The 24769-nt window shown below is 69.3% G+C and carries 24 protein-coding genes and 2 pseudogenes; 12 read left to right on the forward strand and 14 right to left on the reverse strand.

Annotated features, from left to right (window positions below; all coding sequences use genetic code 11):
- Positions 1 to 577: 577 nt before the first annotated feature.
- A complete protein-coding gene (locus tag AMYBE_RS0130475; protein ID WP_154676341.1) occupies positions 578 to 1225 on the reverse strand; it encodes a hypothetical protein in 648 nt (215 codons plus the stop codon).
- Here AMYBE_RS0130475 and istA point away from each other — a divergent pair.
- The 3 genes from istA (at position 1218) to AMYBE_RS0130490 (ending at position 3760) form a co-directional block, all read left to right on the forward strand.
- Positions 1218 to 2573, forward strand: a complete 1356-nt coding sequence (istA, locus tag AMYBE_RS0130480) for an IS21 family transposase (protein ID WP_020661065.1) — start codon at positions 1218 to 1220, stop codon at positions 2571 to 2573. The two genes, AMYBE_RS0130475 and istA, sit on opposite strands and share 8 nt — an antisense overlap.
- Positions 2574 to 2604: 31 nt before the next feature.
- A complete protein-coding gene (istB, locus tag AMYBE_RS0130485; RefSeq protein WP_020661064.1) occupies positions 2605 to 3393 on the forward strand; it encodes an IS21-like element helper ATPase IstB in 789 nt (262 codons plus the stop codon).
- Positions 3383 to 3760, forward strand: coding sequence for a hypothetical protein (locus AMYBE_RS0130490; RefSeq protein WP_020661063.1), 378 nt, complete (start codon positions 3383 to 3385; stop codon positions 3758 to 3760). The genes istB and AMYBE_RS0130490 overlap by 11 nt, the downstream gene beginning before the upstream one ends.
- 288 nt (positions 3761 to 4048) lie before the next feature.
- On the opposite strand, the pseudogene AMYBE_RS43520 reads toward AMYBE_RS0130490, so the two are convergent.
- A pseudogene (locus AMYBE_RS43520) lies at positions 4049 to 4240 on the reverse strand (glutamate--tRNA ligase); the annotation flags it as partial.
- Here AMYBE_RS43520 and AMYBE_RS42630 point away from each other — a divergent pair.
- From AMYBE_RS42630 to AMYBE_RS0130525, 5 genes are all read left to right on the forward strand, one after another.
- A complete protein-coding gene (locus AMYBE_RS42630; protein ID WP_084470195.1) occupies positions 4218 to 4844 on the forward strand; it encodes an ABC transporter permease in 627 nt (208 codons plus the stop codon). The pseudogene AMYBE_RS43520 and the gene AMYBE_RS42630 sit on opposite strands and share 23 nt — an antisense overlap.
- A 35-nt stretch (positions 4845 to 4879) precedes the next feature.
- A complete protein-coding gene (locus AMYBE_RS0130510; RefSeq protein ID WP_211226875.1) occupies positions 4880 to 5719 on the forward strand; it encodes an ABC transporter permease in 840 nt (279 codons plus the stop codon).
- A complete protein-coding gene (locus AMYBE_RS0130515) occupies positions 5716 to 7197 on the forward strand; it encodes an ABC transporter ATP-binding protein (protein WP_020663187.1) in 1482 nt (493 codons plus the stop codon). The genes AMYBE_RS0130510 and AMYBE_RS0130515 overlap by 4 nt, the downstream gene beginning before the upstream one ends.
- A complete protein-coding gene (locus AMYBE_RS42635; RefSeq protein ID WP_020663188.1) occupies positions 7175 to 7873 on the forward strand; it encodes a (2Fe-2S) ferredoxin domain-containing protein in 699 nt (232 codons plus the stop codon). Before AMYBE_RS0130515 ends, AMYBE_RS42635 begins: the two co-directional genes overlap by 23 nt.
- A 113-nt stretch (positions 7874 to 7986) precedes the next feature.
- Positions 7987 to 8730 carry a recombinase family protein gene (locus AMYBE_RS0130525; protein ID WP_020663189.1) on the forward strand — a complete coding sequence of 248 codons (744 nt, stop codon included), beginning with the start codon at positions 7987 to 7989 and terminating at the stop codon, positions 8728 to 8730.
- On the opposite strand, the gene AMYBE_RS0130530 is transcribed toward AMYBE_RS0130525, so the two are convergent.
- On the reverse strand, positions 8706 to 9296 hold the full coding sequence (locus tag AMYBE_RS0130530) for a hypothetical protein (RefSeq protein WP_020663190.1): 591 nt from the start codon (positions 9294 to 9296) through the stop codon (positions 8706 to 8708). The genes AMYBE_RS0130525 and AMYBE_RS0130530 overlap by 25 nt on opposite strands.
- Positions 9297 to 9378: 82 nt before the next feature.
- Here AMYBE_RS0130530 and AMYBE_RS46930 point away from each other — a divergent pair, with 82 nt between their 5' ends.
- Positions 9379 to 9711 carry a transposase family protein gene (locus AMYBE_RS46930; protein ID WP_425386961.1) on the forward strand — a complete coding sequence of 111 codons (333 nt, stop codon included), beginning with the start codon at positions 9379 to 9381 and terminating at the stop codon, positions 9709 to 9711.
- 347 nt (positions 9712 to 10058) lie between these two features.
- Positions 10059 to 10976: a glycosyl hydrolase family 17 protein gene (locus tag AMYBE_RS0130540; RefSeq protein ID WP_020663192.1), complete on the forward strand. Its 918-nt coding sequence runs from the start codon at positions 10059 to 10061 to the stop codon at positions 10974 to 10976.
- Positions 10977 to 11219: 243 nt separating this feature from the next.
- Here the strand turns inward: AMYBE_RS0130540 and AMYBE_RS0130545 are convergent, their stop codons facing one another.
- From AMYBE_RS0130545 to AMYBE_RS0130610, 11 genes and pseudogenes are all read right to left on the reverse strand, one after another.
- Complete coding sequence (locus tag AMYBE_RS0130545; RefSeq protein WP_020663193.1) at positions 11220 to 12116, reverse strand: IS3 family transposase; 897 nt, start codon at positions 12114 to 12116, stop codon at positions 11220 to 11222.
- Complete coding sequence (locus tag AMYBE_RS0130550; RefSeq protein ID WP_020663194.1) at positions 12113 to 12424, reverse strand: transposase; 312 nt, start codon at positions 12422 to 12424, stop codon at positions 12113 to 12115. The genes AMYBE_RS0130545 and AMYBE_RS0130550 overlap by 4 nt, the downstream gene beginning before the upstream one ends.
- Positions 12319 to 13167, reverse strand: a complete 849-nt coding sequence (locus AMYBE_RS47010; protein ID WP_084470201.1) for a transposase — start codon at positions 13165 to 13167, stop codon at positions 12319 to 12321. The genes AMYBE_RS0130550 and AMYBE_RS47010 overlap by 106 nt, the downstream gene beginning before the upstream one ends.
- A 203-nt stretch (positions 13168 to 13370) precedes the next feature.
- On the reverse strand, positions 13371 to 14330 hold the full coding sequence (locus AMYBE_RS0130555) for a UbiA family prenyltransferase (RefSeq protein ID WP_154676343.1): 960 nt from the start codon (positions 14328 to 14330) through the stop codon (positions 13371 to 13373).
- A gap of 14 nt (positions 14331 to 14344) precedes the next feature.
- Complete coding sequence (locus tag AMYBE_RS42640) at positions 14345 to 15136, reverse strand: polyprenyl synthetase family protein (protein WP_020663196.1); 792 nt, start codon at positions 15134 to 15136, stop codon at positions 14345 to 14347.
- 107 nt (positions 15137 to 15243) lie between these two features.
- Positions 15244 to 16272: a terpene synthase family protein gene (locus AMYBE_RS0130565; RefSeq protein WP_020663197.1), complete on the reverse strand. Its 1029-nt coding sequence runs from the start codon at positions 16270 to 16272 to the stop codon at positions 15244 to 15246.
- A gap of 131 nt (positions 16273 to 16403) precedes the next feature.
- Complete coding sequence (locus tag AMYBE_RS42645) at positions 16404 to 16988, reverse strand: cytochrome P450 (RefSeq protein ID WP_020663198.1); 585 nt, start codon at positions 16986 to 16988, stop codon at positions 16404 to 16406.
- A 381-nt stretch (positions 16989 to 17369) separates the two neighbouring features.
- Positions 17370 to 18487 (reverse strand): annotated as a pseudogene (gene ispG / locus AMYBE_RS43705) (flavodoxin-dependent (E)-4-hydroxy-3-methylbut-2-enyl-diphosphate synthase).
- Positions 18487 to 20286 carry a 1-deoxy-D-xylulose-5-phosphate synthase gene (locus AMYBE_RS0130600; protein ID WP_020663204.1) on the reverse strand — a complete coding sequence of 600 codons (1800 nt, stop codon included), beginning with the start codon at positions 20284 to 20286 and terminating at the stop codon, positions 18487 to 18489. Before AMYBE_RS0130600 ends, ispG begins: the two are co-directional and overlap by 1 nt.
- On the reverse strand, positions 20283 to 21554 hold the full coding sequence (gene ispH, locus AMYBE_RS0130605) for a 4-hydroxy-3-methylbut-2-enyl diphosphate reductase (protein ID WP_034287388.1): 1272 nt from the start codon (positions 21552 to 21554) through the stop codon (positions 20283 to 20285). Before ispH ends, AMYBE_RS0130600 begins: the two co-directional genes overlap by 4 nt.
- 16 nt (positions 21555 to 21570) lie before the next feature.
- Positions 21571 to 22593: a polyprenyl synthetase family protein gene (locus AMYBE_RS0130610; RefSeq protein ID WP_027928181.1), complete on the reverse strand. Its 1023-nt coding sequence runs from the start codon at positions 22591 to 22593 to the stop codon at positions 21571 to 21573.
- Positions 22594 to 23317: 724 nt separating this feature from the next.
- Between AMYBE_RS0130610 and AMYBE_RS0130615 the strand changes: the two genes are divergently transcribed.
- On the forward strand, positions 23318 to 23971 hold the full coding sequence (locus AMYBE_RS0130615) for a hypothetical protein (RefSeq protein WP_245573274.1): 654 nt from the start codon (positions 23318 to 23320) through the stop codon (positions 23969 to 23971).
- A gap of 1 nt (position 23972) precedes the next feature.
- Positions 23973 to 24731: a nucleotidyl transferase AbiEii/AbiGii toxin family protein gene (locus AMYBE_RS0130620; RefSeq protein ID WP_027928182.1), complete on the forward strand. Its 759-nt coding sequence runs from the start codon at positions 23973 to 23975 to the stop codon at positions 24729 to 24731.
- Positions 24732 to 24769 lie beyond the last annotated feature (38 nt).

Consider the following 24769-nt stretch of genomic DNA (forward strand, 5'->3'; position numbering starts at 1 on the left):
GCCGCATCCGGTTCCCCGGCCCGCCGGCCGCCGCGCCCCGCGCGCCCCCGATGTGTGGATGGGTGAGGATCACTCCTCAGTCGGCCTTCCGCCTGTTCCCGTCGATACCACTGCTGACCAGCGGGTTTAGTGGCAGCGGCCTCGGCGTTTTGGTCGGCGGATTCAGAACGCCGAGGCTGCGCTGACCCAGACGCGGAACGAGACGCCAACCCATCCGCACCCATCACGCCACGGTCCCCAGCACGGTTAGTACCGTCCACCATGATCACCACCACCTTCCGGCCAGAGCAGCCGAGAGATCCCCGGCACCCCTGAACTCCGGATTTCGGCCCCAAAATCCTGGTCCGTTACCCAAACGTGACCGAAAATCGGAATATCGTGACTGTGGTGTGATGCTGCCGTGACCGGCCCGTTGTAATCGCTGGCGTGGTCGCCGTCGGCGAGTGGTGACCATGATCGGCTGTCCCTTCCAGTGTGCCGGAAACCCCTGCACTACTGAAGGCCGATTTTCGGGCCGATTTTGGACACCAACGTGGCCGAATGAGACCAGGCTGTTACCCGACCCGCCGCCGCAGTTTCATCGTTGATCGCGCTTCGTGAGCCGGTCCGCCCCGGGCCAGGCCGATTGCGTGACGAGGTCGCGAACGACTTGGGGAGGGCGAGTTGTGGTGTGAACCGCGTTGTCCAGTGCTTCCGTGAACGACTTCCAGGCGACTGGTGTGCTGTCCCCGAGGAGCGGGAGCGCCTTGTCGGCTGCCTCGTCGGGCAGGATGCCCACCAACGGTGACGCGGCGACACACCAGAGGTTTGCCGCGAGGCGCGGTGCGGACGCGGCGAGTGAGAAACGTCCCGACCACGCGCCGGCGAAGGAAGCGTCCAGGCGTATCCACCGTGGCGCGGATGCGGCGGCGCCGTCGTCACCGGCCGGTCCCCTGCTGCTGACGGTCCACGTGAGGGTGGCGGTTGTGTGCTTGGCCAGCCAGACGCCGCCACGTTCCTGGAGGAGGTGGACCAGGCGTCCGATCGTGTCGCCCACGGTGACCTTGCTCCAGCGCACGGCGGCCACGGTGAGGATGATGGTGCTCTCTGAATAGGGCCAGTCCTGCTCTCTGAAATTCCCCAGCTGGGGTGTCCTGTCGGCGCGTCGTTTGCGCTGGTCAGCGGCCTCGGGGTGACGGTTTCGGTGTTGATCACCGTGATCGTGACCGGAGGCGTGGATGCTCACTCTGGAGGAAGACGTGGAGGCGCAGGCGCTGCGTGCTCAAGGCTGGTCGGTCTCGGCGATCGCGCGACATCTCGGACGCGACCGCAAGACGATCCGCCGCTACCTGGCCGGCGAGGTGGTGCCGGGCAAGCGACGGCCAGCGGGGCCGGACCCGTTCGAGCCGTTCCTCGGCTACTGCCGCGCCCGGCTGGCCGACGACCCGCACTTGTGGGCGGCGACGCTGCTGGACGAGGTCACCGAGCTCGGCTACCAAGGCGGCTACTCGACGTTCACCCGGGCGCTGCGCCGCTATCAGCTGCGCCCGCACTGCGAGCCTTGCCAGGTGTCCCGCGGCCGGGACGTCGCGATCATCACCCACCCGCCGGGCGAGGAAACCCAGTGGGACTGGCTCGAGCTGCCGGACCCACCGGCGAGCTGGGGCGCCGGGAAGCAGGCACATCTGCTGGTCGGCGCGCTGGCGCACTCGAGCAAGTGGCGCGGCGTCCTGGCCGATGCCGAGGACTTCCCGCACCTGGTCGAGGCCCTCGACGCGGTGGTCCGGCGCCTGGGCGGGGTGACCCAGGTCTGGCGCTTCGACCGGATGGCCACGGTCTGCCACCCCGCCTCAGGCCGGATCACGCCCGCATTTTCCCAGGTCGCGAAGCATTACGGGGTCCGGTCGGTGACGTGTCCGCCGCGGCGCGGGAACCGCAAGGGTGTGGTCGAGAAGGCCAACCACTCGGCCGCGCAACGCTGGTGGCGCACCCTCGGCGATGACGTCACGATCGCCGAGGCGCAGGCCGGGCTGGATCGTCTCGCGGCCAAGCTCGATAGCCGCCGCCGGGTCCTCGACGGTGAGCGCACCACGGTCGCCGGCCTGGCCGCGGCCGAGCGGCTGCACGCCCTGCCGCTGGTCGCGTTCCCGGCCGAGTTCGACCTCGGCCGGATCGTCACGCCGCAGGCGCTGGTTTCCTTTCGCGGCAACTCCTATTCCGTCCCGCCCGGGCTGGGCGGCGCGCAGGTTCAGGTCCGTCACCGGCTCGGCGCGGACGTGCTGCGGATCGTCACCGAGGGCGGCGCGACGGTCGCGGTCCACCACCGCGCCCCGGACGGGGCCGGCCGGGTCGTCCGCGACGACGGGCACGTGATCGCGCTCGAACACGCCGCGATGGGCGCGTTCAGCACCGATCGGCCCTGCACCCACAAGACGCGCCGGCCGCCGTCGGCGGCGGCGTTGGCCGAAGCAGCACGACTGCGCGGCCTGCCCGCGACGGGGCCCGCGGCCCACGTCGTGATCGACCTGGCCACCTACGCCGCCACCGCGGCGAAGCTGGGCAGCGCACCCACCTATGAGTCCAAGGAGGACTGATCACTTGTCCGGAANCCGTTCAGGGCCACAGATGAGCGAGGCCCGCCGCTATCAGCAACTCCGCTCGCACTTCTCCTACCTCAAGCTCGACAACGCCGCCGAAGCCCTGCCCCGCATCCTCGACCAGGCCCGCGCGGAGAACCTGTCGATGACCGCGGCGCTGGAGAGGCTGCTGGAAATCGAGGTCAACGCCACCGAAGAACGCCGCCTCGCCGGCCGGTTGCGGTTCGCCTGCCTCCCGGATCCCTGGACTCTGGCGGACTTCGACTTCGCCGCCCAACCCGGCGTCGACGAGAAACTCATCCGCGACCTGGCGACGCTGCGGTTCCTCGACGACGCCTCCAACGTGTTGTTCGTCGGGCCGCCCGGAGTCGGAAAGACCATGCTCGCCACAGCACTCGCGCGCGGCACGGCCGAAGCCGGCAACCGGGTCTACTTCACCACCGCAGCCGACCTCGCCGCCCGCTGCCACAAGGCCGCGGTCGAAGGACGCTGGGCCACCTGCATGCGGTTCTTCGCCGGACCGAAACTGCTCGTGATCGACGAGCTCGGCTATCTCCCACTGCCCGGCGACGGGGCCTCAGCGTTGTTCCAGGTGATCAACCAGCGTTACCTCAAGTCGAGCACGATCCTGACGACAAACGTCGGGATCGCTGACTGGGCAACGGCTTTCGGAGACGCGACCGTCGCCGCAGCGATGCTGGACCGGCTGCTGCACCGCGCGACCGTCGTCGGTATCGACGGCCCCTCCTATCGACTCCGCTCACATCAGTCCACATCGGACAAGCTGCGCAAGGCGGTGAACGCACATGTCTCCTGACCCACACGACCCGAACTACAACGCGACCCGCAAGACCTGCCCGATCTGCTGGGAAGCGTTCGTCGCCACCGGCCGGCAAGCCAAGACCCGGCTCTACTGCTCGCGCCAGTGCAAACGCACCGCAGCCGCCCGACGGGAGGTCGAACGCACCACACCCGTCTCAGTCACCGCCAGGTCCTTCGGGACACCGCCTCCGGCGGCGCCCCCGCTGGCGCCTGCAGTGCCCCTGCCGCACATCGCGGCCCAGCGGGACTGCCCGCACTGCGGCGGCCCGGTCACCATCGTCGCGCTGCTCACCACACCCGAAGCCGCACGCCCGCAGATGCCCGTCGCGGCACCCGACGGAGTGATCCCGCTCCGCCGCTGACACCGGCTACGCTGCACTCCTCAGCTGGCCCATTTCGGAGAGCAGGACTGGCCCATCTCGGCGAGCGCCATCAAGGAAGGGGACCGTAGCGATTGCGGCGTGTCCAGACCGGTTGGGTGGCGTCTGGGCGGCGATCGGGATGATCCGGACGAGCGGCGCCGCACCGGCCCTCATTTCCTGGACCTCGGCGTCGTAGCTGCTCGTCCCGTCGGTCGGCGGCAGCCCAGGGTCGTCCGGTGGCGTGATACGCCCGGCTGTCCTCGGATCGCGGTCGTCCTCGGAGGTCATTCAGTTCTCGCCGGGCACGGCCAGCGCCCGCATGCGGCGCAGGACTTCCTCAGCGCCGAGTGCCTGAGCGATGGCGTGCAGATCCGGACTGCGGGTGGAACCGGTCAAAGCGACACGCACGAGCTGGGAAGCTTCACGGATCGAGCCGGTGTAGGCGTCGGGGTTCTTCTTGTATTCCTTCGCGCTGTCCGCGGGGATCGCGCTCCTGATCGGCACCACCGCGGCTGTCGCCGCCGGGCGGTGGCCCGACATCGTGGCCCGCGGGGTCACGCTGGCGATGCTGGCGGTGCCCAGCTTCGTGCTCGGCGTCGTCCCGCTCGACATGCTGGTGGTGCGCGCCGGGCTGGGCCGGGTGATTGCCGATGGCACGTGGGCCACGGTGTTCCTACCCGCCCTTACCCTCGCCCTTGCCACCGCCGCCACGTGGTCGCGGGTGCTGCGCACCGCGCTGCTCGAGGCCCAGTCGGCGCCCTACCTGCGGGTCAGCGCTGCGCGCGGCGCCGGGCGGTGGCACCGGCTGTGGGTGCACCAACTACCAGGTGCCGCCGCCCCGTTCCTCACGGTGGTCGGCCTCGGCACCGCCGCATTGATCGGTGGCGCCCCGATCGTCGAGAGCGTGTTCACCTGGCCCGGCATCGGCCGCTACACAGTGGAGGCAATCAATGCCCGCGACATGCCGGTCGTGGTCGGGTTCACCCTCGTCGCAGTCGTCACCTACGTGGTCACAAGCCTGGTCGTCGACCTGCTGTGCACCGTCATCGACCCGCAGTTGCGCGCGGTGAGGCCGCCGGGGTGAGCACCGTCGGGATCCTCACGCGGCCCGGACCGGGGGTGCCACTGCCAGCCGGGCGGGTGTGGCGGGAGCTGCTGCGCCGTCCCGCCGCGCGGGTCGGGCTGGCGCTGGCCGTCCTGCTCGCCGCCGCGGCGCTCGTGGGGCCGCTGCTCACTGCCGACCCGGACCTGCCCGACTACACCGACCAGCTCGCTGCCCCGAGCGCCGCGCACTGGCTGGGCACCGATCAGGCCGGCCGGGACCTGCTGGCCCGCACCCTCGCCGGCGCCCGCACCTCGCTAGGCGCCGCCCTGCTCGTCATGGCGATCGCCGGTGCGGTCGGTCTGCTCGTCGGGACGTTCGCCGGGGCGGTCGGCGGGCTCGTCGACACCGTGCTCACCCGCACGACCGACGTCCTGCTGGGGCTGCCGTCGCTGGTGCTGACCCTCGCGGTGGTCGGAATGCTGGGGCCCGGCTACTGGAACCTCGTATTCGCGATGGCCGCGACGAGCTGGGCCGGGATCGCCCGGCTCGCCCGCAGCACGGCCCGCGGCAGCGCGCAACGCCCCGACGCCATAGCCGCCCGGATGGCCGGGGTCGGGCCGGTCCGCTGCGTGCTCGGGCACGTCGTGCCCGGAGTGGCCAATCAGGTGCTCGTGGCGGTGACACTGGGTCTGGGCGAAGCGGTCCTCGCGCTCGGCGGGCTGTCGTTCCTCGGCCTCGGCGCCCAGCCGCCCACGGCCGAGTGGGGCACTATGCTCGCGACCGGTCGGGAGACCTTCGCCTACGCCCCGTGGCAGCTGCTCGGGCCCGGGCTGGGGCTCGTGCTGTCGGTCGCCGCGGCCACCCTCGTCAGCGACGCGCTGCGCGATGTCACCGACCCGGGGCGGCGCGTGTGACCGCCCCGCTGGTGATCGAGGACCTCACGGTCGTCTACCCCAACGGCCACCGTGCGCTCGAAGGCCTCGACCTGCGCGTCGGCGAGGGCAAGCGCTGCGCCGTCGTCGGCCGTTCGGGCAGCGGCAAGACCACCCTGGTGCGCGCCGTCCTCGGGCTGCTCCCACCCGGCACCCACACCACCGGCAGCGTCCGGGTCGGCGGACGCGAGGTGCTCGACGCCCCCGAACCGATGCTGCGGGAGCTACGAGGGCTCGTCGTCGGCTACGTGCCGCAGGACCCCTTTGCCGCCTGCGACCCGTTGCGCACGGTCGGCCACCACGTCCGCGAGGCCTGGGCCGCCCACCGGCGGCGGCCACCCGCCAGCGCCATCACCGACGCGTTGCGGGCCGTCGCCATCGACGATCCCGAGCGGCGCGCCCGCCACCACCCCCACCAGTGGTCAGGCGGCATGCTGCAGCGCGCCACCATCGTCGCCGGCACTGCGCACGCGCCCCTGCTCACCCTGGCCGACGAGCCGACGAGCGCGCTCGACGCCGAGCTGGCAGACGAGGTGCTCGACCTGATCTGCCGCCGCGGCAGCGCGCTGCTGCTGATCAGCCACGACCTCGCGCTGATCGCCCGACACGCGCACAAGGTGCTGATGCTCGATCAGGGCCGGACCGTGGGTCACGGGCCGACAGCGACTCTGCTTCGCGCCTCAACCACGGCCATGACCCCGCCGCCGGGCGCGGCCACGACACCACGGCCGCGCGCGGTGCCGCCCAGATCCGGGTCGATCGTTGCCGAAGTTCGGGGCATCACCCGCCGGTACGGGAACGGCGCGGCGAGTGTCACCGCCGTCGACAACGTGACGCTGCGCCTGCACGCCGGCGAGATCATCGGGGTGGTCGGCCGCTCCGGCTCGGGCAAATCGACGCTGGCCCACCTGCTCGCGGGGATGGAACGACCCGACTCCGGCACCGTGCACCTGGACGGCCGGGACGCCTGGACGGGGCGGCGCACCCTACGACCCGGGTTCGTCATGCCGATCTTCCAGGACCCTATGACGACCCTGGACCGGCGCTGGCCGCTGTGGCGCACACTCACCGAGCCCCTCCTCGCCCGCGGGGACCGGCTGCCCCGCGCCCACCGACGCGACCACGCGGCACAAGCCCTGGCCGGGGTCGGGCTTGCCGACATCGACATCGACCGGCTACCCGGAAGTCTGTCACTCGGCCAGGCCCAGCGGGTTGCGATCGCCCGAGCCCTGGCCGCCCAGCCCGCGCTGCTCATCGCCGACGAACCCACTGCAAGCCTCGACGTCACCGCCGCCACTGCGATCAGCGCCGTGCTGCGGCGGATTGCCGACGAAGGCACGGCCCTGCTCGTCGTGAGCCACGACGAGGCTCGCCTGTCCAGCTACGCCGACCGCATCGTCCGCATGACAGACGGTCGCCTTACCGACGGAGGAACCCATGCCCACGCCGCCGCCGGCTGATCGGGTGCTGCTGCTCGTGGCCCGTCCCACACCGTCCGGGATCGACGAGCAGTCGCTCAAGCGCCTGGCAGCCGCAGTGGCCGAGCGCACCGACCGACCGGTCCGCGTCGCGCACCTCGACCAAACCGAACCCACAATCCACGATGCACTCGACGACGCCGTCGCCGCCGAAGCGGCCGGTGTACTCGTCGTCCCGCTGACCATCCCTGACGACCGCTACCTCGCCACCTGGATCGCTCGAGCCGTAGCGAACTGGCGGGAAACCCGCGGCCACCAACTCGACATCCGGACAGCCGCCACACCCACCTCGCTGCCCGCGATCGCCGACGCGCTCGCCGGGCTCGCCGAGACCGAAGGGCGAGCGGTCACCGCCGCCCCAGGCGGGTTCCGCAGCCCCGCATGGTCAACACTCGAGATTCCCGACCGCCACCTCCTGGTCTGCGGCGGACCACGCTGCACCGTCTACGGCGCCGGAGCCACCCATCGCACTCTGACCGAGGCGACCCGAGGCTCCACGACGCAGGTCACCCCCATCGGCTGCATCGGGCCGTGCAACCTCGGGCCACTGGTCATCGACCACCCGAGCGGGCACTGGCACCAGCACGTCGCCACCCTCCGGGCAGCCGACCTCGCCAACGACGCGCAGCCCGACCCCGCCCGTCTCACAACTTCCTAACAGTTGGACGCAGGCGTCGGGAAACGATCGTTTCTGCGACATCTGCCGGAGAGCGTGCCCAGACTTCCGACACGCCGTAGTCCACTGTCGCAGAATCGTGTTCGAAACCCGGCGTGTCGCAGAAGTCCACCATCACCGTTTCTCGTACGGTCGCGCTCGTGAAGCACCCCAGGCCGGGGACGCCGGTCGTCCATGCCGCGCCACAACGAGACGATCTGCTACTGGCAGAACCGGCAGCCACATCCGGTCTGCTGATCGGGTACAGCCGTGTCTCCACGCGCGGGCAGCTGCTCGACCGTCAGGTTGACGCCCTTACTGCCGCAGGCTGCTCGCGGATCTTCACCGACACCATGTCCGGGGCGAAGGTCGAGCGCCCCGAACTCGCCGCGTGCCTTGACTATGTCCGGCCCGGCGACGTCGTCGTCGTGCTGCGGCTCGACCGGTTCGGCCGGTCGCTGTCCGACCTGATCGAGCTCATCGGGCTGCTGCGCCGACGCGGCGTCGGCTTCCACTCCCTGCACGAGGCGCTCGACACCACCACCCCGGGGGGACGGCTGGTCTTCCACGTGTTCGCCGCCCTGGCGGAGTTCATCCGCGAGATGATCGTCGAAGGCACCCACGAGGGCCTGGCCGCTGCGCGCACCCGAGGACAGCGCCTCGGGCGGCCACCGGCGCTGTCGGTCGAGCAGATCCGGCAGGCCCGCGCGCTGCTCGCCCGGCCCGACGAGTCCGTCGCGTCCATCGCGCGTCTGCTCGGCGTCTCCCGCTCGACCCTGTACCGCCACGTGCCTGAGCTCGCCGCAGCCGGCCGGCCAGCCCTGCTGGGCCCCTCTCACGGATCGGAGGACGACGCGTGAGCACGACCCGCGAGCTGATCAGCCGCACCACCCGCGGTCAGTTCCGAGCCTTGACGACCGACAGCACGGTTGGTCGCATCGCCGCGGCGTTCCAGGACGAAGGCTTCGCCCCGAACCCGGACTCCACCTGGGACGACGGCAGCGCCCGGCGGACGACGACCCAGCACTACCTCGAGGCCGTGAACTGGACTGATCCCGGGCAGGTCGGCCGAGTGCTCCGCGCCATGGGGCGGATCATGGACGAGTTCGACGAGCAGCACACCGAGTCCTTGCGAAAGTCGCTGCGCCGCGACGGCTGCCAGATCGACGACGGGATCATCACGCTTCCACCGACGCGCTTGCCCCGCGTCCCGCTCGACGGCCTCCGCGACCCGGCGGCGATCCTCGACAACCTCGACCGCATTCAGCGCGCCATCGACGACGACCCCGCCCAGGCGGTCGGGAGTGCGAAGGAGCTGATCGAGAGCACCGCCAAGACCGTCTTGCTCGAACGGGGTAGGGCCGTCGACGAGAAGGACGACCTCCCCGCGCTGGTCAGCAAGGCTCAACAGTCCCTGGACCTGCACCCCGCGGCGGCTACTCCGGGCCCCGACGGCGCTCCTGTTCGGCGGGATACGCCTGCAGATCGCCGCCACCCTCGACGGCGCTCTGGTCGCGGTCGGCCAGGTCCCGGTTCATGGTGCCCGACACGACGCGCACGCTTACGCCGCGTCGGGGTTGGCCGAGCGCCTCCGCGATCTCCCGTCCGTCGCCGACCTCGGCTACGTCGGGGTCGAGGGAATCGACACCGTCCCGTACAAGCGATTCCCCGGCATCGACCTCCGCCCGAACCAGATCGAGTTCAACACCTCCCTCAGTGCAATGCGGGCCGCGGTTGAACACGCCATCGCTCATCTAAGACCTGGCGGATGCTCAGCGAAGAAGGCGGCCGCTACCGCGCGCCGATCAGCAAATACGCGAGCGTGGTCAAAGCCATCGTAGGGCTATACTTCCTTGCCACTTATGAATAGGCCTCCCGATGGGTGACATGCTTCGACGCCCCATCGCGCGTCCTCCTCCTCGGCTACTGCCAAGTCTGGAGGTATCCGGCCCGCGGGGGTCACTTCAAAGTCGCGCCCAAAATTTCTCTGTTCAAGTCAGCTGTTTCCAAGGCGTCCATATCTCCCACAACTCGCGGAGCGATATAGTCGTGAGCCATCACAAGGATGGCCTCAGGCGACAGCGGAAATAGGATGATGGGTGTCGTTGCTACACCCGCCCGCTCCATCGATCCACCACATCGGGTGCAATCCGAGTCCACCCGTCAATCCTGGAAGTAATATCAACTCATGATCATCCGAATCAAGCGGTGCTTTCGCGTGGTGCTGGTCGCCTGCACCCTTGTCGCGATAGTGCCAGCCACCGACGTGCATGCGGCGCCCCAGGCATTGGTCATGCCGATGTTCGGCGGGGCAGCATGGAGCGCTCGACAGCAGGACGGCTCCTGCATAACCACCGAGGAGGCAACAGTGCGGCTCAACGCGCTGAAGCAGGTCGAACGCCTCGCGCAGACAGTCAGCACAACGTTCCCCACGAGCGGCTGCGACACGCTGAGGAACCTTGTGCCCGCCGCCGAGGCAACCGGACTCAAGGTCAATGTTGTCCTATTCGCGAGCGAGGACCAATTCCGTTGGGAGGTGAGCGCGCTGGAAAACTTGATCCGGGCTTTTGGGTCCGACTGGATCAACACCGTCTCGGTGGGCTACGAAACCCTCTACGGCAACCAGCTCCGCCCACATGTCCTCGCCGAGATGATCTATGAGGTCAAGGGCATGGTGCAAATCAAATACCGTGCTGATGTTCCGGTCGGCACGTCCGAACCCTGGACATCCTGGGTCGACGGGGCGAACGCTGGCGTGAGCGGGGTGTGCGACTTCGTCGGGCTGAACGTCTTCCCCCACAGGCAAGGCAAACCCATCGACCAAGGCCTCACGACACTGCAGCATGCGGTCTACGCAACCCGGGAGGCAACCAGCGGCAAGCCGCTCGTGGTCACCGAAACCGGCTGGCCCTCAGCCGGGCCCACTTTCGGAGAGGCCGTGGCCAGCCTGGAGAACCAGGAGAAGTACTTCAACGAGGCTGTCCCGTGGCTGCTTCAGGAGAAGATCCCCTACGTCTGGTTCTCCGGATGGGACGAGCCAGGGGACGAACAGGACTTCGGGGTCTTCCTTCCCGATGGCACGGCGAAGTTCCCGCTGACCCGGTAGCAGTGCCGACAGTTGCCCCTCGTGTTCGGTGATGCCGTCGATCACCGTGGCGAACAAGCCTCCGTCACAGGTGGGCCGATGGTTGCACGGCGCACCGACGATCCGCACGTCCCGGCCCCAGTGCGGCAGTGATCACGTAACACTGTTTCCGATGGCGACGTTTCCGCAGCTCACCTCGCCTGAATGGTCAAGATCATCGGCGAGCCGTCTCGGTGAGCTTCCCCCGGTTCGCCGGAGTCCGGGTTATCTGTGATCGTCGCACTGGGCGCGATGGTAGGTGTCTTCGTACTCGTCGGGTGAGAGCCCGCCAAGGCGGGCCTGGATCCGGCGGGGGTTGTACCAGCCGTCCAGGTAGCGGATCAGGGCGTGCTCGGCCTCGATGCGGGTGGCGAAGGTCGTACCCGGCCAGTACAACAGCTCGATCTTGATCGTCGACCACAGGTTTTCGGCCAGAGCGTTGTCGTAGCTGTCCCCAGTGGACCCGGTCGAGGGTGCGACCCCGGCGTCGACCAGCCGCTGGATGAACCGCAGCGCCGTGTATTGAGCTCCCTTGTCGCTGTGAAAGATCAACTGACCGGTGCGGAGGTTCCGGGAACGCAGGGCATGGTTGAGCGCGGTCAGCACCAGCGTCGTGGTGGCGCGGGGGTCGGTGGCCCAGCCGACGACCCGGTTGGAGAACGCGTCGCGCATCGACGCGAGCCAGAGCACGCCCTCGCCGGTGACGATGCCGGTCAGGTCGGCCACCCAGACGCGGTTCGGGGCGGGCGCGGTGAAGTCGCGTTCGAGCAGGTCCGGCGCGGGCCGGTGCGACGGGCCCTGGCGAGTGCAGCCGTGTTTCCAGCCGCGGCGCAGGTGCGCGCCCTGCAGGCCATGTTCACGCATGAGGCGTTCGACGCGTTTGCGTCCGACTCGTACGTCCTGGCGGCGCAGCTCGAGCCAGACCCTCGGGGAGCCGTAGGTGGCGGCGAACTCGTTCACGGCTCGGATCTTCACGATCTGCTCGAGCAGGGCGGCGTCGTCGAGCTGCCGCCGCGACGGAGCGCCCTGGCGGGTGCGCCAGTCGTAGTAGGTCGAGGTCGGCACGCCGAGGACCCGTAGTACGAGACCGGCGGGGAAGTCATGGGCGTCGATGAAGCTCATGACCACCTCCGGGTCGGGCCGATCTCGCTGGCGAAATAGGCGCTCGCCGCGCGCAGGACCTCGTTGACCCGCCGCAGCTCGGCGTTCTCGCGCGCCAACCGGCGGTTCTCGGCCAGCATGTCGGTGGTCGGCCGATCACGTCGTTGGCCGTCGTCGGCCTCGGCCTGGCGGACCCAGTTGCGCAGGGCCTCGGGGTGGACGTTCAGTTGCTCGCCCAGCGTGCGGAACGAGGGCCGCGGGTCAGACTCCCGATAGAGGCGGACGGCGCGTTCGCGCAGTTCATCGGGGTACTTCTTCGGTGCCGGCACCAGTGCCTTCCTTCCTGGTTCTCAAGATCGAACCAGTCTTCGAAGTGGTCTGCCCCGGGTTTCGTGGAGTCGGGTTGGTGGATTTTCATGCCACGACGGTTGTGTTCTCGAACTCTATCGGAGTCAACCATCCCAGTCGGCTGTGACGGCGTTGGCGGTTGTGCCAGATCTCGAGGAACTCGAAGATGGCGCATCAGCATCTCTACTGCCCCGTGACCGACCAGGATCCCACGCCCCAGCCTCAGCTCGGCGTGCACGCGGCGAGCACCGTAGCGACCCTGAGAGTTCTGGTGGATCTCGGTGATCAGGTCGGTCAGCCAGGCATGCCGGATCGATCGGGCCGACGGTGATCGGGATCGCCAGGCGTAGAACCCCGACTCCGACACCCCCAGCACCCGGCACGCGAGCTGGGCCGGCAAACCCTCCTCAGTCATCGCCGCGATCGCGGCGTACCGGGCTTTTGGGCGCACCGCCTCCTTCTTGAGCAGCTCAGTCGCTCGTCGATGCACCGCCAACTCGGCCTCCAACCCAGCGATCTTCTTCTTCGCGGCGGTCAGCTCGGCCTTCTCCGCGCTGGTCAACCCGGGCTCCAGGCCCCGGTCGATCCGGTCCTGTCGCCGCCAGGTGTAGATCGTCTGATCGCTGATCCGCAGATCGTCCGCCACATCGGCGACCTTGCGGCCAGCCTCGATCAGGTCCAGTACTTTCCGCCGGAACTCCGGCGGATACCCACGTCGTCCCATACCACCCTCACAAGATCAAGTGGCATAAGAACCCAACAATCAGGCTCTGTCAAACCCGGGACACACCAAAGACTCCGGCAAAGCGGGGGAACCTCACCTGAAGCGCACCCTGGTGGTGGGCGGCGTGACGCCGCAACCGGCTGCCCAGGCCCATCCAGCGGGCGATGCGCCGCTGCCAGCCCACGGCCTATCACCGGATCGGCCTACCACCACAGCAGCGGAGCCGCCGCAAGGCACATCGCCCAGGTAAGGGTGAATAACTGGTAGGTGAGCCGGTCGGCGCGGGTGTTGCGATAGGCCAAGGCTCGCGCGGCGCACCACCAGGCGAGGATCGTGATCACGCCGAGGGCCAGCAGTTCGCGCCACAGCGCTGCTCTGGCCGGGTGGACCAGTAGGACGTAGACGACAAGGGGAAGCAGGAGCGCCAACACAGCGAACCACCAGCGGATCGGCGTGGGCCCGAACACCAGCGGCGCGGTGCGCCGACCGACGGCAAGGTCGCCTTCAGCGTCACGCACATCTTCGTAGACGCCCGTGATCGGGAGGTAGATCGAGATCGTGACGATCCACGTCCATGCCGTGGAGTCCAGCGCGGCGACAACACTCCAGCCGGTCGCCAATTGGGTGAGCGAGCCGGAAATGTTGGCCGGAGTTTTCCACCACATGTAGTAGCGGGGGGAAGCCCACAGAAGCTGCGCGATGATGCTGAGTTGGAACAGCAGTACCCACGGCAGCGCGCCGAGCAGCCACCCGACCAGGGTGTACACGGGCATCGCGGCAACGAACCGCAGCATGAGCCCACGTTCATCGGTAAGCCCTGCTGGGATCGGGCGGTAGGGCTTGTTCCGGCGGTCCTCTTCCGCTCCGAGGGCCTGGTTCGAACTGTCGAAAACATAGCCGAACAACATGCTCAGGAGCGCCGCCTTTCCGACGCCAGCGGCCATGCCAAGGATACTGGCGTGGGTGTAGGCAGCAGCGGCAAGAGCGAACATCACCGTGGGTAGCAGGACCAGCAGCATATTGTGGGCGAGCATCCGACTGGTCAGCCGAAACTCCCGCACAATCAAGCTTCGATACCCTTGTGCCGGCGAACGAACCGCCCGCGTGTCCACGCGGGCGGCGGTGGTGCCGGCACGGGCGAAGAGACGCCTCAGCGCAGTCACAGCAATGCCCCCATTCACCGGCTGCGGTCGACAACGAGCGCGCCCAAGGCGCGCAGCGACGCCGTCCGGGCTGGATTCGGTACGGCCGCGCGCAGATGAGCCTCGGCTTGGTCGATGGCCTCACGGGCAGTCAGACGCGCTGCGGCACACGCGCCGGTCTCGTCGATCAGCACCGTGAGCTCAGCTAGCTCAGCCGGCTCAAGGTCCTTGATGTCTCGGTATGCCTCGGTGAGCCGGGCAGCGGCCGGGTGGGGCGAGGAGAGCGCAGCCAGCACCGGGTATGTCCGTTTACGTTGGCGAAGATCTCCACCGACCGGTTTGCCGGTCCGGCGCGGATCACCGAACAGGCCGAGCAGGTCGTCGCTGATCTGGAACGCCAACCCCAACGCCTGCCCGTACCGATCAAGGTGATCGGCGACCACAGGATCGGCACCGCACGCAGCCGCCCCCAATGCACAGGCTGCACCGAAGAGGGCACCGGTCTTCAGCCGCGCCATCTGCACATAGTCGGCCACTGACACGTCCTCACAGGTCTCGTACGCGACGTCGAGGGCCTCGCCCTCGACGAGATCCTGCACGGCCCGGCACAGCCGGGGCACCAGACGGGCATGCTGGCCTCGTCCAAGTACCTGAAACGCAAGCGCCATGAGCGCATCCCCGGTCAGCACCGCGGCCGGCTCCCCGTATGCGGCCCACACCGTGGGCCGGCCCCGCCGAGTGACGTCCCGGTCGATGACGTCGTCGTGGACCAGCGAGAAATTGTGAACCAACTCGACAGCTATCGCGGCGTGATCGGCATGGAACATGATCGCCGCAGGTGGGGCCCTCGGCGGCCGGTTGTTTCACGAGCGACCGCCTCTGACACATAGGGCGGGCCTTCGCAGGATAGTGCTGTGGTTTGTCCTGCCGTTGGTCATTCGGTGCGGGCTGGATGGTCGTTGCTGTGGTGCGCCCGGTTCCATTCGGTTGCGCGCAGTTGCTGGTCGTTGTACCGGGTGCTGGTCGAGGACCACGCGACGTGTCCGTAGGTGTAGTCCCGCAGGGCTTGGGTGTATCGCAGGACCTCGGTGGCGACCTCGTCTGGGTAGCCCAAGGCGGCGACGAGATCGGGGAGTTCACGCTCGATCTGCAGGAAGGTCGTCAACCGTGTGTTGATCATTTCCAGGACGCGGTCCAGGGCCTGTCCCGGGGGCATGCGCTGGTTGTGTGCGAGGACGATGGCCAGGTTGTGGTTTTCGCCCGATGTCGCTTCGCGCTCGTAGGAGTAGTAGTCGTTGAACCAGGCGTTGGCGTCCACGAAGCAGTTCCGCAGCTCTCTGAATGAACTGGTGGCGAACAAGGGTGCGGGAAGCGTGATGTGGTGCACCGCTTCAAGGACATCCGTGTTGATGTCCAGGCCGACGGCGCGGCGGCGAATGTCGATGTACTCGTGAGTCGTCACGATGTGTCCACGCGACCGGTTGTCGGACTGGGATGCCCACGCGGACAGGTACAGGGCCAGCGAGGCTCGGGCGCGCTGCTGCCACTCGGTGCTTTGTGCGGGGGCGGTGCGCCACCACAAGTGATGGAATGAGGCAGCAACAGGGCCGCCTTGTTCGGGCGGCAGGCGGGTGGAAGTGGCGTCCAGGATATGGCGGCGCAGGCGATGGGCGTCGTGCGGGCTGTTCATGGCGTCCGCCACGTCGTCGGCGACGGTGAGCCAGTAATGCCACTGTGTCAACAGGTTCAGCTCGTATGTGGGCATGTTCGGGTAGGCCCATCCGGTGAACCGGCCGAACCCGAAGGACAGCATCACTGTGGTGTCCGCTTGCCCAGTGAGCATCCCGGTCTTGCGGGCGTAGGATACGAAGGCATTCTCTGCCTCCTGCCACGCGGGGTTGATATCCGGGGTGCTGGTGCGCTGGTACTGCTTGGGCAGCATGCCCGTCTCGACGTTCGGCACAACGTCCTCCTTGAAAGAGTTCAGCCCTCCGGCCTTGCGCGCGGCAGCGGCGCGGACATCGCATTGAGTCCTACTGTCCATATTGGACCGCAAGCCGACGCCTCTGCCGAGGTGTTGGCTGCATCCGGAGTTCACGCGGTCTCAGTGCTGCTCCCAGTGCGGGGCGGACCTGGTGGTGGTTGGGGGTGTCTCGGGTTCCAGCGGTCGGGGTCGAAGGTTTCGGAGTTGGCGTAGAGATCGGGTCGGTGGTGGATGAGGTAGGGGCTGTAGGCGACGCTGGTACCGGCGGGTAGTGGGTATTTGCCCAGGTGTGTGTCTTCGGTGACCGTGCGGGTCACGAACCAGCCCGGGGAGTACAGTCGGAGAGCTTCGGTGATGATGCGTTCGGTCAGTGCCAGGCGGGGCAGGTCGGTGTGCGTGGCCGGGGCTCCACACAGGACGGTGTCGACCTCGGTGTGCAGCCTCTGCTGGATCCCGGGGCGCAGGGCCAGCAACTCCAGCGCCCACGCCAGGGCACTTGCGGTGGTCTCCGTCCCGGCCAGGAAGACGCCGATGATCGTGTCGCTGATTTCCGCGTCGGTCAGGCCGTGGTCGGTGCCGTCGGCGCGCCGCCCGGCGATGATCCGGTCGCAGGTGCGGCGCATGCGAGTGCGTGCGCGGAGGGAGGCGTGGTTGCCTGGAGTGGGGAGCCGATCCAGCGGCGGAATCAGCAACATGCGCTGGAAGACCCATCGCCTCGCCGGCCGCGCCGGCGCCGTGGCCGGCGTCCAGGATGCCCATCACCGAGGCGATCGCGGGGACGTGCAGGGGCGAGTCAGCGGGAAGGTCGTCGACGAACTGGTCGTCGAACCAGAACCCCCACACCAGGAACCGCGTGTAGGCGTCCAGCAGCGCCCTAGGCGCGCCGGGATCGGCGATGCGGGCCACGATGTGCCCCGCCCTCGTCTTGCTCAAGTGCTCGAGCATGGCCGCGGACACGCGCCCGGCGGCCCAGTCCATGGCGTCGCGCTCGATCTGATCGATGTCCGGGTGGCGACGCGGGGGGAACGGGACTGCCATGTCCGGCAGCGGGGCTGTGGGGGCCATGGTCGGGTTGCTCATGGTCGCTCCTGGCGGTCGCCGCCCTCGGCGAGTCGGAGGGCGTGGTCGATGAGGGTGTCAACGATCTTGTGCTCGGGGACGACGGCGACGACGCGGCCTTTGACGAAGATCTGGCCTTTGCCGTTACCGGCCGACACGCCGAGGTCGGCTTCGCGGGCCTCGCCGGGGCCGTTGACCACGCAGCCCATGACGGCGACGCGGAGGGGTGGGGGAAATCTGCGAAGGCGGCTTGGACTTGCCGGGTGAGTTCGTAGACGTCGACTTGGGCGCGACCGCAGCTGGGGCAGGAGACGATCTCGAGTCGGCGGGGGCGCAGGCCGAGTGATTCGAGGATCTGGGCGCCGGTCTTGACCTCTTCCACGGGGGGCGCGGAGAGGGAGACGCGGATGGTGTCGCCGATGCCCTCGCCCAGCAGGATGGCGAAGGCAACGGCGGACTTGATCGTGCCCTGCGGCGGAGGGCCGGCTTCGGTGACGCCCAGATGGAGCGGGTAGTCACAGCGGTCGGCGAGCTTCCGGTAGGCGTCGACCATGATGAGGGGGTCGTGGTGTTTGACGGAGATTTTGATGTCGGTGAAGCCGTGTTCTTCGAATAGTGAACATTCCCATAGTGCGGACTCGACGAGTGCGTCGGGGGTGGCTTTGCCGTATTTGTCGAGGAGGCGCTTGTCCAGGGAGCCGGCGTTGACGCCGATGCGGATGGGGACGCTCGCGGCCGCGGCTGCTGCGGCGATCTCGCGGACCTTGTCGTCGAATTTCTTGATGTTGCCGGGATTGACGCGGACGGCCGCGCAGCCGGCGTCGATGGCTTGGAAGACGTACTTGGGTTGGAAGTGGATGTCGGCGATGACCGGGATCGGTGATTTGCGGGCGATGGTGGGGAGGGCGTCGGCGTCGTCCTGGCTGGGGACGGCGACGCGGACGATCTGGCAGCCGGCCGCGGTGAGTTCGGCGATCTGTTGCAGGGTGGCGTCGACGTTCGCGGTCGGGGTGGTGGTCATGGACTGCACGCTGACCGGGGCGCCGCCGCCGACCGGCACGCCACCGACGTCGATCCGGCGGGAGTGGCGCCGGGCCCGTGGCACCGTGGGCTTGCCCAGCGCGACGACGGTCATCACACGGCTCCGTTCATCGTGACCAGGCCGGTGGGCGTGGTCGTCTCGAGGGCGCTCAGGATCGTGTCGGCGATCCCCTGGCCGGTCAGGCCGTGCGCGGCGAGCAGATCGGCGCGGCGGCCGGCATCGAGGAACGCCAGCGGCAGGCCCAGGGTGCGCACGCGGGTGGCGACGTCGGCGTCCGCACAGGCCGCGGCGAGAGCGGCACCCAGGCCGCCGGTGCGGCTGCCGTCTTCGACGGTGACCGCGAGGTCGTGGCGGGCGGCCAGGTGCACCAACGCCGGGTTGACCGGGAGCGCCCAGCGCGGGTCGGCCACGGTGACCCCGATCCCGTGCTCGTCCAGTCGGCGGGCGGCGTCCAGGCAGACCGGGGCGAGCGCGCCGTAGGAGACGATCAGCACGTCCAGCGACCTGCGCCGGCCGCGGTGCAGGACGTCGAGGCCATCCATCCGGGTGGGCGCTGCGATGTCAGGGCCGGCGCTGGCCTTGGGGTACCGCACGACGGTGGGGCCGGCGGTGACGGACACCGCCTCGCGCAGCAGTTCCCGCAGGGTGGCTGGGTCGCGGGGGGCGGCCAGGCGCAGACCAGGTACCGCGCCGAGGATGACCGGGTCCCACATCCCGTGGTGGCTGGGTCCATCGGGACCGGTGATGCCGGCGCGGTCCAGCACCAGGGTGACCGGCAGGCGGTGCAGGGCGAGGTCCATCAGGAGTTGGTCGAAGGCGCGGTTGAGGAAGGTGGCGTAGATGGCGACGATCGGGTGCAGGCCCGCCATGGCCAGCCCCGCGGCGGAGGCGACGGCGTGCTGTTCGGCGATGCCGACATCGAAGAAGCGGTGCGGGAACCTTTGCCCGAACGGGGCCAGCCCGGTGGGGCCGGGCATCGCGGCGGTGATCGCCACGATGTCGTCGCGTTCGGTCCCGATCGCGCAGATCTCCTCGGAGAAGACGTCGGTCCAGGTCCGCGGCGCGGGTGTGGCTGCGCCGGTGGCGGGGTCGAGCACGCCGACGGCGTGCATGAGTTCGGCGGTCTCGGCCTCGGCGGGGGCGTAGCCGTGGCCCTTGCGGGTGGCGCAGTGCACCACCACTGTCCGGCCCATCGAGCCCGCGCGACGCAGCGCCCGTTCGCAGGCGCCGACGTCGTGGCCGTCGACGGGCCCCAGGTAGGCCAGGCCCAGGTCGGTGAACACGTTGGTCCCGCGGCCGCTGTCGCGTAGTGCGGTGAGGTGGTGGGCGAGGCCGCCTGCCGTGGGGGCGTAGGAGCGGTCGTTGTCGTTGACGACGATGACGACGGGCCGGTTCGGTGCACCGCCGAGGTTGTTCAGCGCCTCCCAGGCCATGTCGCCGGTGAGCGCCCCGTCCCCGACCACGGCAACCACCCTGCGATCAGCCTGCCGGGTGAGGCGGTAGGCCTTGGCCAGGCCGTCGGCGTAGGCCAGCGCGGCGGAGGCGTGGGAGTTCTCGATGTGGTCGTGCGCCGATTCGGCCCGGCTCGGGTAGCCGGACAGGCCGCCGGCCTGCCGCAGCACGTCGAACCCCTTGCGCCGCCCGGTGAGGATCTTGTGGACGTACGTCTGGTGGCCGGTGTCGAACACGATCGTGTCCTGCGGAGAGTCGAACACCCGGTGCAGCGCGATGGTCAGCTCCACCATCCCGAGGTTCGGGCCCAGGTGGCCGCCGGCCGCGGATACCTTCTCCACCAGAAAGCGTCGGATCTCCTGCGCCAGCACCGGCAACTGGTGTGGGGCCAGCCGGCGCAGATCGGCCGGGTCGTGCACCTTCTCGAGCAGGGTGCTCATGGGTGGGCCACCTTGTCCGGGAGCGCGAAGCGGATGTTCTCCTCGGCGACGGTGCGTTCTTCCACCTGGATCGGGCCGAGCCCGGACAGCGCCGCGACGACCTGGTCGACCAGCAGCGGGGGTGCGGAAGCGCCGGCGGTGAGACCGACGGTGCCGACGTCGCTCAGCCAGGCCAGGTCGATGTCCGTGGCGTCATCGATGAGGTACGCCGGTACCCCCTGCCGGTGGGCGAGCTCCACCAGGCGGACCGAGTTCGAGGAATTCGGCGAGCCGACGACCAGCAGCAGGTCGGCATCGGCCAACACACCGGACACGGCCCGTTGTCGATTGGTGGTGGCGTAGCAGATGTCGTCCGAGGCGGGCCCGGCCAGCGCTGGGAACCGGGCCCGCAGCGCCTCCACCACCTCGGTGGTCGCGTCGACGGCGAGGGTGGTCTGGGTCAGGTAGGACACCTTTTCCGGGTCGGCCACCTGCAGCCGTTGGGCTTCCTCGGCGGTCTCGACCAGCATCATGGAGTCGGGGGCTTCGCCGAGGGTGCCCTCGACTTCCTCGTGTCCGGCGTGGCCGATGAACACCACGGTGTCGCCGCGCGCGGCGAACCGGCGCGCCTCGGCGTGCACCTTGGACACCAACGGGCACGTCGCGTCGATCACGTCCAGGCCCCGCCGGTCGGCCTCCGCGCGCACCGCTGGGGACACCCCGTGAGCCGAGAACACCACGGTGACCCCGTCGGGCACCTGGTCCAGCTCGTCGACGAACACCGCTCCGCGGCGTTCCAGCTCAGTCACGACGTGGGCGTTGTGCACGATCTGTTTGCGTACGTACACCGGACCGGCGTGCTGGTCCAGGGCCCGCTGCACGATCTCGATCGCGCGTTCCACCCCGGCGCAGAAGGAGCGGGGCGAGGCGAGCAGCACGGTGCGCGGCCGGCACGCGGCCAGTGCCGCGACCACCGCATCGCGCGCGGCGAGCTCGGGGGCTCCGCCGCGGACGGCCGAGGCGGCCAGGCCCAGCCGCCGCCCGTCGGCGCCGCGGATCGTGGCCACGAACGCGCTGCACCCCTCACCCGGCCCCGCCGCGCGGACGTCGAGCGGGGCGGCATGGGTCGTCATGCCCCGGCGGCGCAGGGCGCCGACCAGCAGCGGGGCCGCGGGACAGTCCCATCGCGTCTGGTCGGGCAGGCGGACCGTGGTGGCCACACTGGCCTCGCCTGCGAGCGCGGTGACCGGGGCGAAGGTCGCCACGGACGGTGGGCGTAGCGGCGTCATGGAGCGCGCTCCTCGGTCAGTGATCACGGCAGGTGATGAAGCGGGCCAGCGTGAGCAGGTCAGCCCGAGCGCGCGGTGCGCGGGCGACCCGCTCCAGAGACCGGGTCGCGACGCGCAGGTGGTGGTCGACCCGGTGCCGGGCCCAATCACGGGCACCGGCCGCATCGATCAGATCGGCCAGGTGAGGCAGATCGCTGTCCGCCAGCGTGTCGCTGGCATACCGGCGGGCGAGCTCGCGGCCCGCAGCGTTGCCCGATGTCAGCGCGGCGACCACCGGCAGGGACTTTTTGCGACTGGCCAAATCGGAATAGACGGGTTTTCCGGTCGTGGCCGGATTCCCCCAGATTCCCAGCAGATCGTCGACGAGCTGGAACGCCAGCCCCAATTGGCGACCGAAATCATCGAAGTGGGCGACCGCGGCCGGCTCGGCCCCAGCGCTCAGCCCGCCCAACGCGCAGGCGCAGCCCAGCAGCGCACCGGTCTTGCTGCCGGCCATCGCCGTGCATTCCTCTAAACCCACATCGACGCGGTTCTCGAACGCGACATCCGCGCTCTGCCCGTCGCACAACTCGATGGCACATCCGGCCAGGCGCTCCGCGGCCGCCGGGACGTCGGCGATCACCTTGCCGGCCAGGGCGAGCATGGCGTCGCCGGCCAGCATGGCGTTGGCCACGCCGAACACGCGCCAGGCCGTCGGGCGGTGCCGGCGAGTCTGATCCCCGTCCATGATGTCGTCGTGGAGCAGCGAGAAGTTGTGCACCAGCTCCACCGCCACCGCCGACGCGACCGCCGCGCCGGCATCGCCACCGGCAGCCTCGGCCGACAGCAACACCAGCGCCGCCCGGACCGACTTGCCGCCCTCGCCGCGAACAGCCGCACCGTCGGCGTCCCACCAACCCAGGTGATATCCAGCGATCCGCCGCATCGACACCGGCAAGCGCTGCACCGCCTCACGCAACGCCGGCTCCGCCACACCTCGGCTCCATGCCAACACTTCACCCGCAGACCGCGCCTCGGGTGCGACATCCAGCGTTCTCATATAACCGACCCCATTTCCATTCTGTCCAAAGCTAAGAGACAACAACGGCCACGGGGCAGCGCGGCACCCGCAAGAAATGTTCGTCGCCCCCAGGGCCCCGAACCGAATTGGCTGGGCACTACCTCCACGGGGAAAGATCTTGAAGAAGACATTAGCAAACACTGAATGGCCCCGAGAAGCCCCCGTAAGAGCCACGTGCTGCCGGCTACCCCACAAATCATTGCTCAATCAAACACACTGTCCGCGTTCACCCGGATCGACCCAGCAACCTGACCCTCGGATCCCTGATCCGGTCCAGTCGCTCGGGGCAACTCCTACACAGAGTCCCCGCTGCCAGCCCGGCATCACCCGATCAGGCGGGCTTCGGCATCAACCCCACGCTCGCCACCGAGCGGCGCCACCAACTACCCGCCCACCGCCGATCAGGTACCGCTGCTGGGCCATACGAGAACCACACACACCCGCCGTGACCCCGCCCCGAATCAGACTTCGTGCTGGCACGAGCCCCGGCCCTGCCTATGCCGGGCTGCCTCACACTGCGGACCGTGAGGTGTCCGGCCGACGGGGGGGTCACTGGAGATCGCTCGATTGACTACGCTGGGGTTGGGCTCGGTTCCGGCGGGCGGGCATGAGGTGCCCGTTCCCGTGGTACGGCTTGACTGAGGCGCCTTCGACCCCGGTCTTCCTCAAGACTGTCACTATCGTAGTGTTTAGAACTACGGAGGTGACAGTAGTGGCGGGTCATGTTGCCGCGCGGGTTCCGCCGGCCTTGCTCAACCGGGGGCGCGTGCTGCGCCCCATCGACGCCCAGCACGTCTACGCCAACCCCCGAGCCGACTTCGCTCGGCTGGAACGACGCGGGGCGCTGCACCGGCTCGCCCCGGGCCTGTTCGCTGCCGTCCCTGACGATGCCGTGGGCAGCGACTGGCTGCCGCCGCTAGAAGCCGCCGCGCTCGCGATCGCTGCTGCGGGGGGGCGGACCGAGGAGGTGGCGTTGATGGGGATCAGTGCCGCCCGCGTCCACGCGGCGATCCCGCGGGCTCTCAACGTCGCCGTGGTGGCTGTCGAGCGCCATCGCCGCACCTTGCATTTGACCGACCGCGAGGCCGAGGTCCTGTTCGTGCGGCGTGACGTGGGCCGGCTGGACGTGCAGCGGCATCGCACCGAGCTGGGCCAGGGGTGGGTGACCACCGTTGAGCAGACCGTGCTCGATCTCATTGCCCGACCCGATCTCGGCGGTGCACCGGACGCGGCCCGGGAGGCGATCGCTGCGCTGATCCCGCGGGCCGACGCCGAGCTGCTGCGGGAGTTGGCCACGGCGCAGCACCGGCGCCGGGCAGTCGACCAGGCCCTCGCACACCATCGCGGGGCGGCGTGAGGTGCTCGCCCCCGATGAATTGCGGGAGGTCGCCTCTCGGTTCGGGGTCGATGAGACCCAGGTCCGCCGGGATCACCTGATCTCCCACCTGCTCGCAGCGGTGAGCGCCACGGCGAGAGACTCTGTGATCTTCTTCGGAGGCACCGCGCTGGCGCGCAGCCTGGTGCCCGACGGTCGGCTGTCCGAGGACGTGGACCTGATTGCCGTCGGCCGCCGAACGGAGGTGGCCGAGCGGCTGGACCGGGCCATTCCGCGAGCCCTGCGGCGCGAGTACCCCGGCCTGACCTGGGCTCCCTCGCTTATCGGCGGCCGCGACACCGATCCCGCGATCCTGCACTCGCCTGACGGCCTGGCCGTCCGCGTTCAGCTCCTCAACGCCGTTGGCTACCCGCGATGGCCCACCGAAGAGCTCGATCTCGTACAGCGCTACTCCGACGCGTCAGCGGCCGTGCTCACGGTGCCGACCGCAGCGGGGTTCGTCGCCGCGAAGACCGCGGCGTGGCACGACCGGGCCGCAGCGCGCGATCTCTGGGACTTGTGGGCACTCGCGGAGCGCGGCCACCTGACCGAGGAGGCCGCCGACCTATACGCCAGGGTCGGGCCGACGAACCGCAGACCCGACCCCGCCGCCTTCAGCGAAGCCCCCTCCGAGGATCGGTGGCGGCGCGACCTCGGCGGCCAGGTGCGGTTGACCGTGACTGCGGCCGACGCGCTCGCCGTGGTGCGCAAGAGCTGGGCCCGGCTCACTGAGCCTGGCTGACCGAGCACTCAGGTCGACGACGGCGCCGGGGTTGTCGG

The sequence above is a fragment of the Amycolatopsis benzoatilytica AK 16/65 genome, from assembly GCF_000383915.1.
GTDB lineage: Bacteria > Actinomycetota > Actinomycetes > Mycobacteriales > Pseudonocardiaceae > Amycolatopsis > Amycolatopsis benzoatilytica.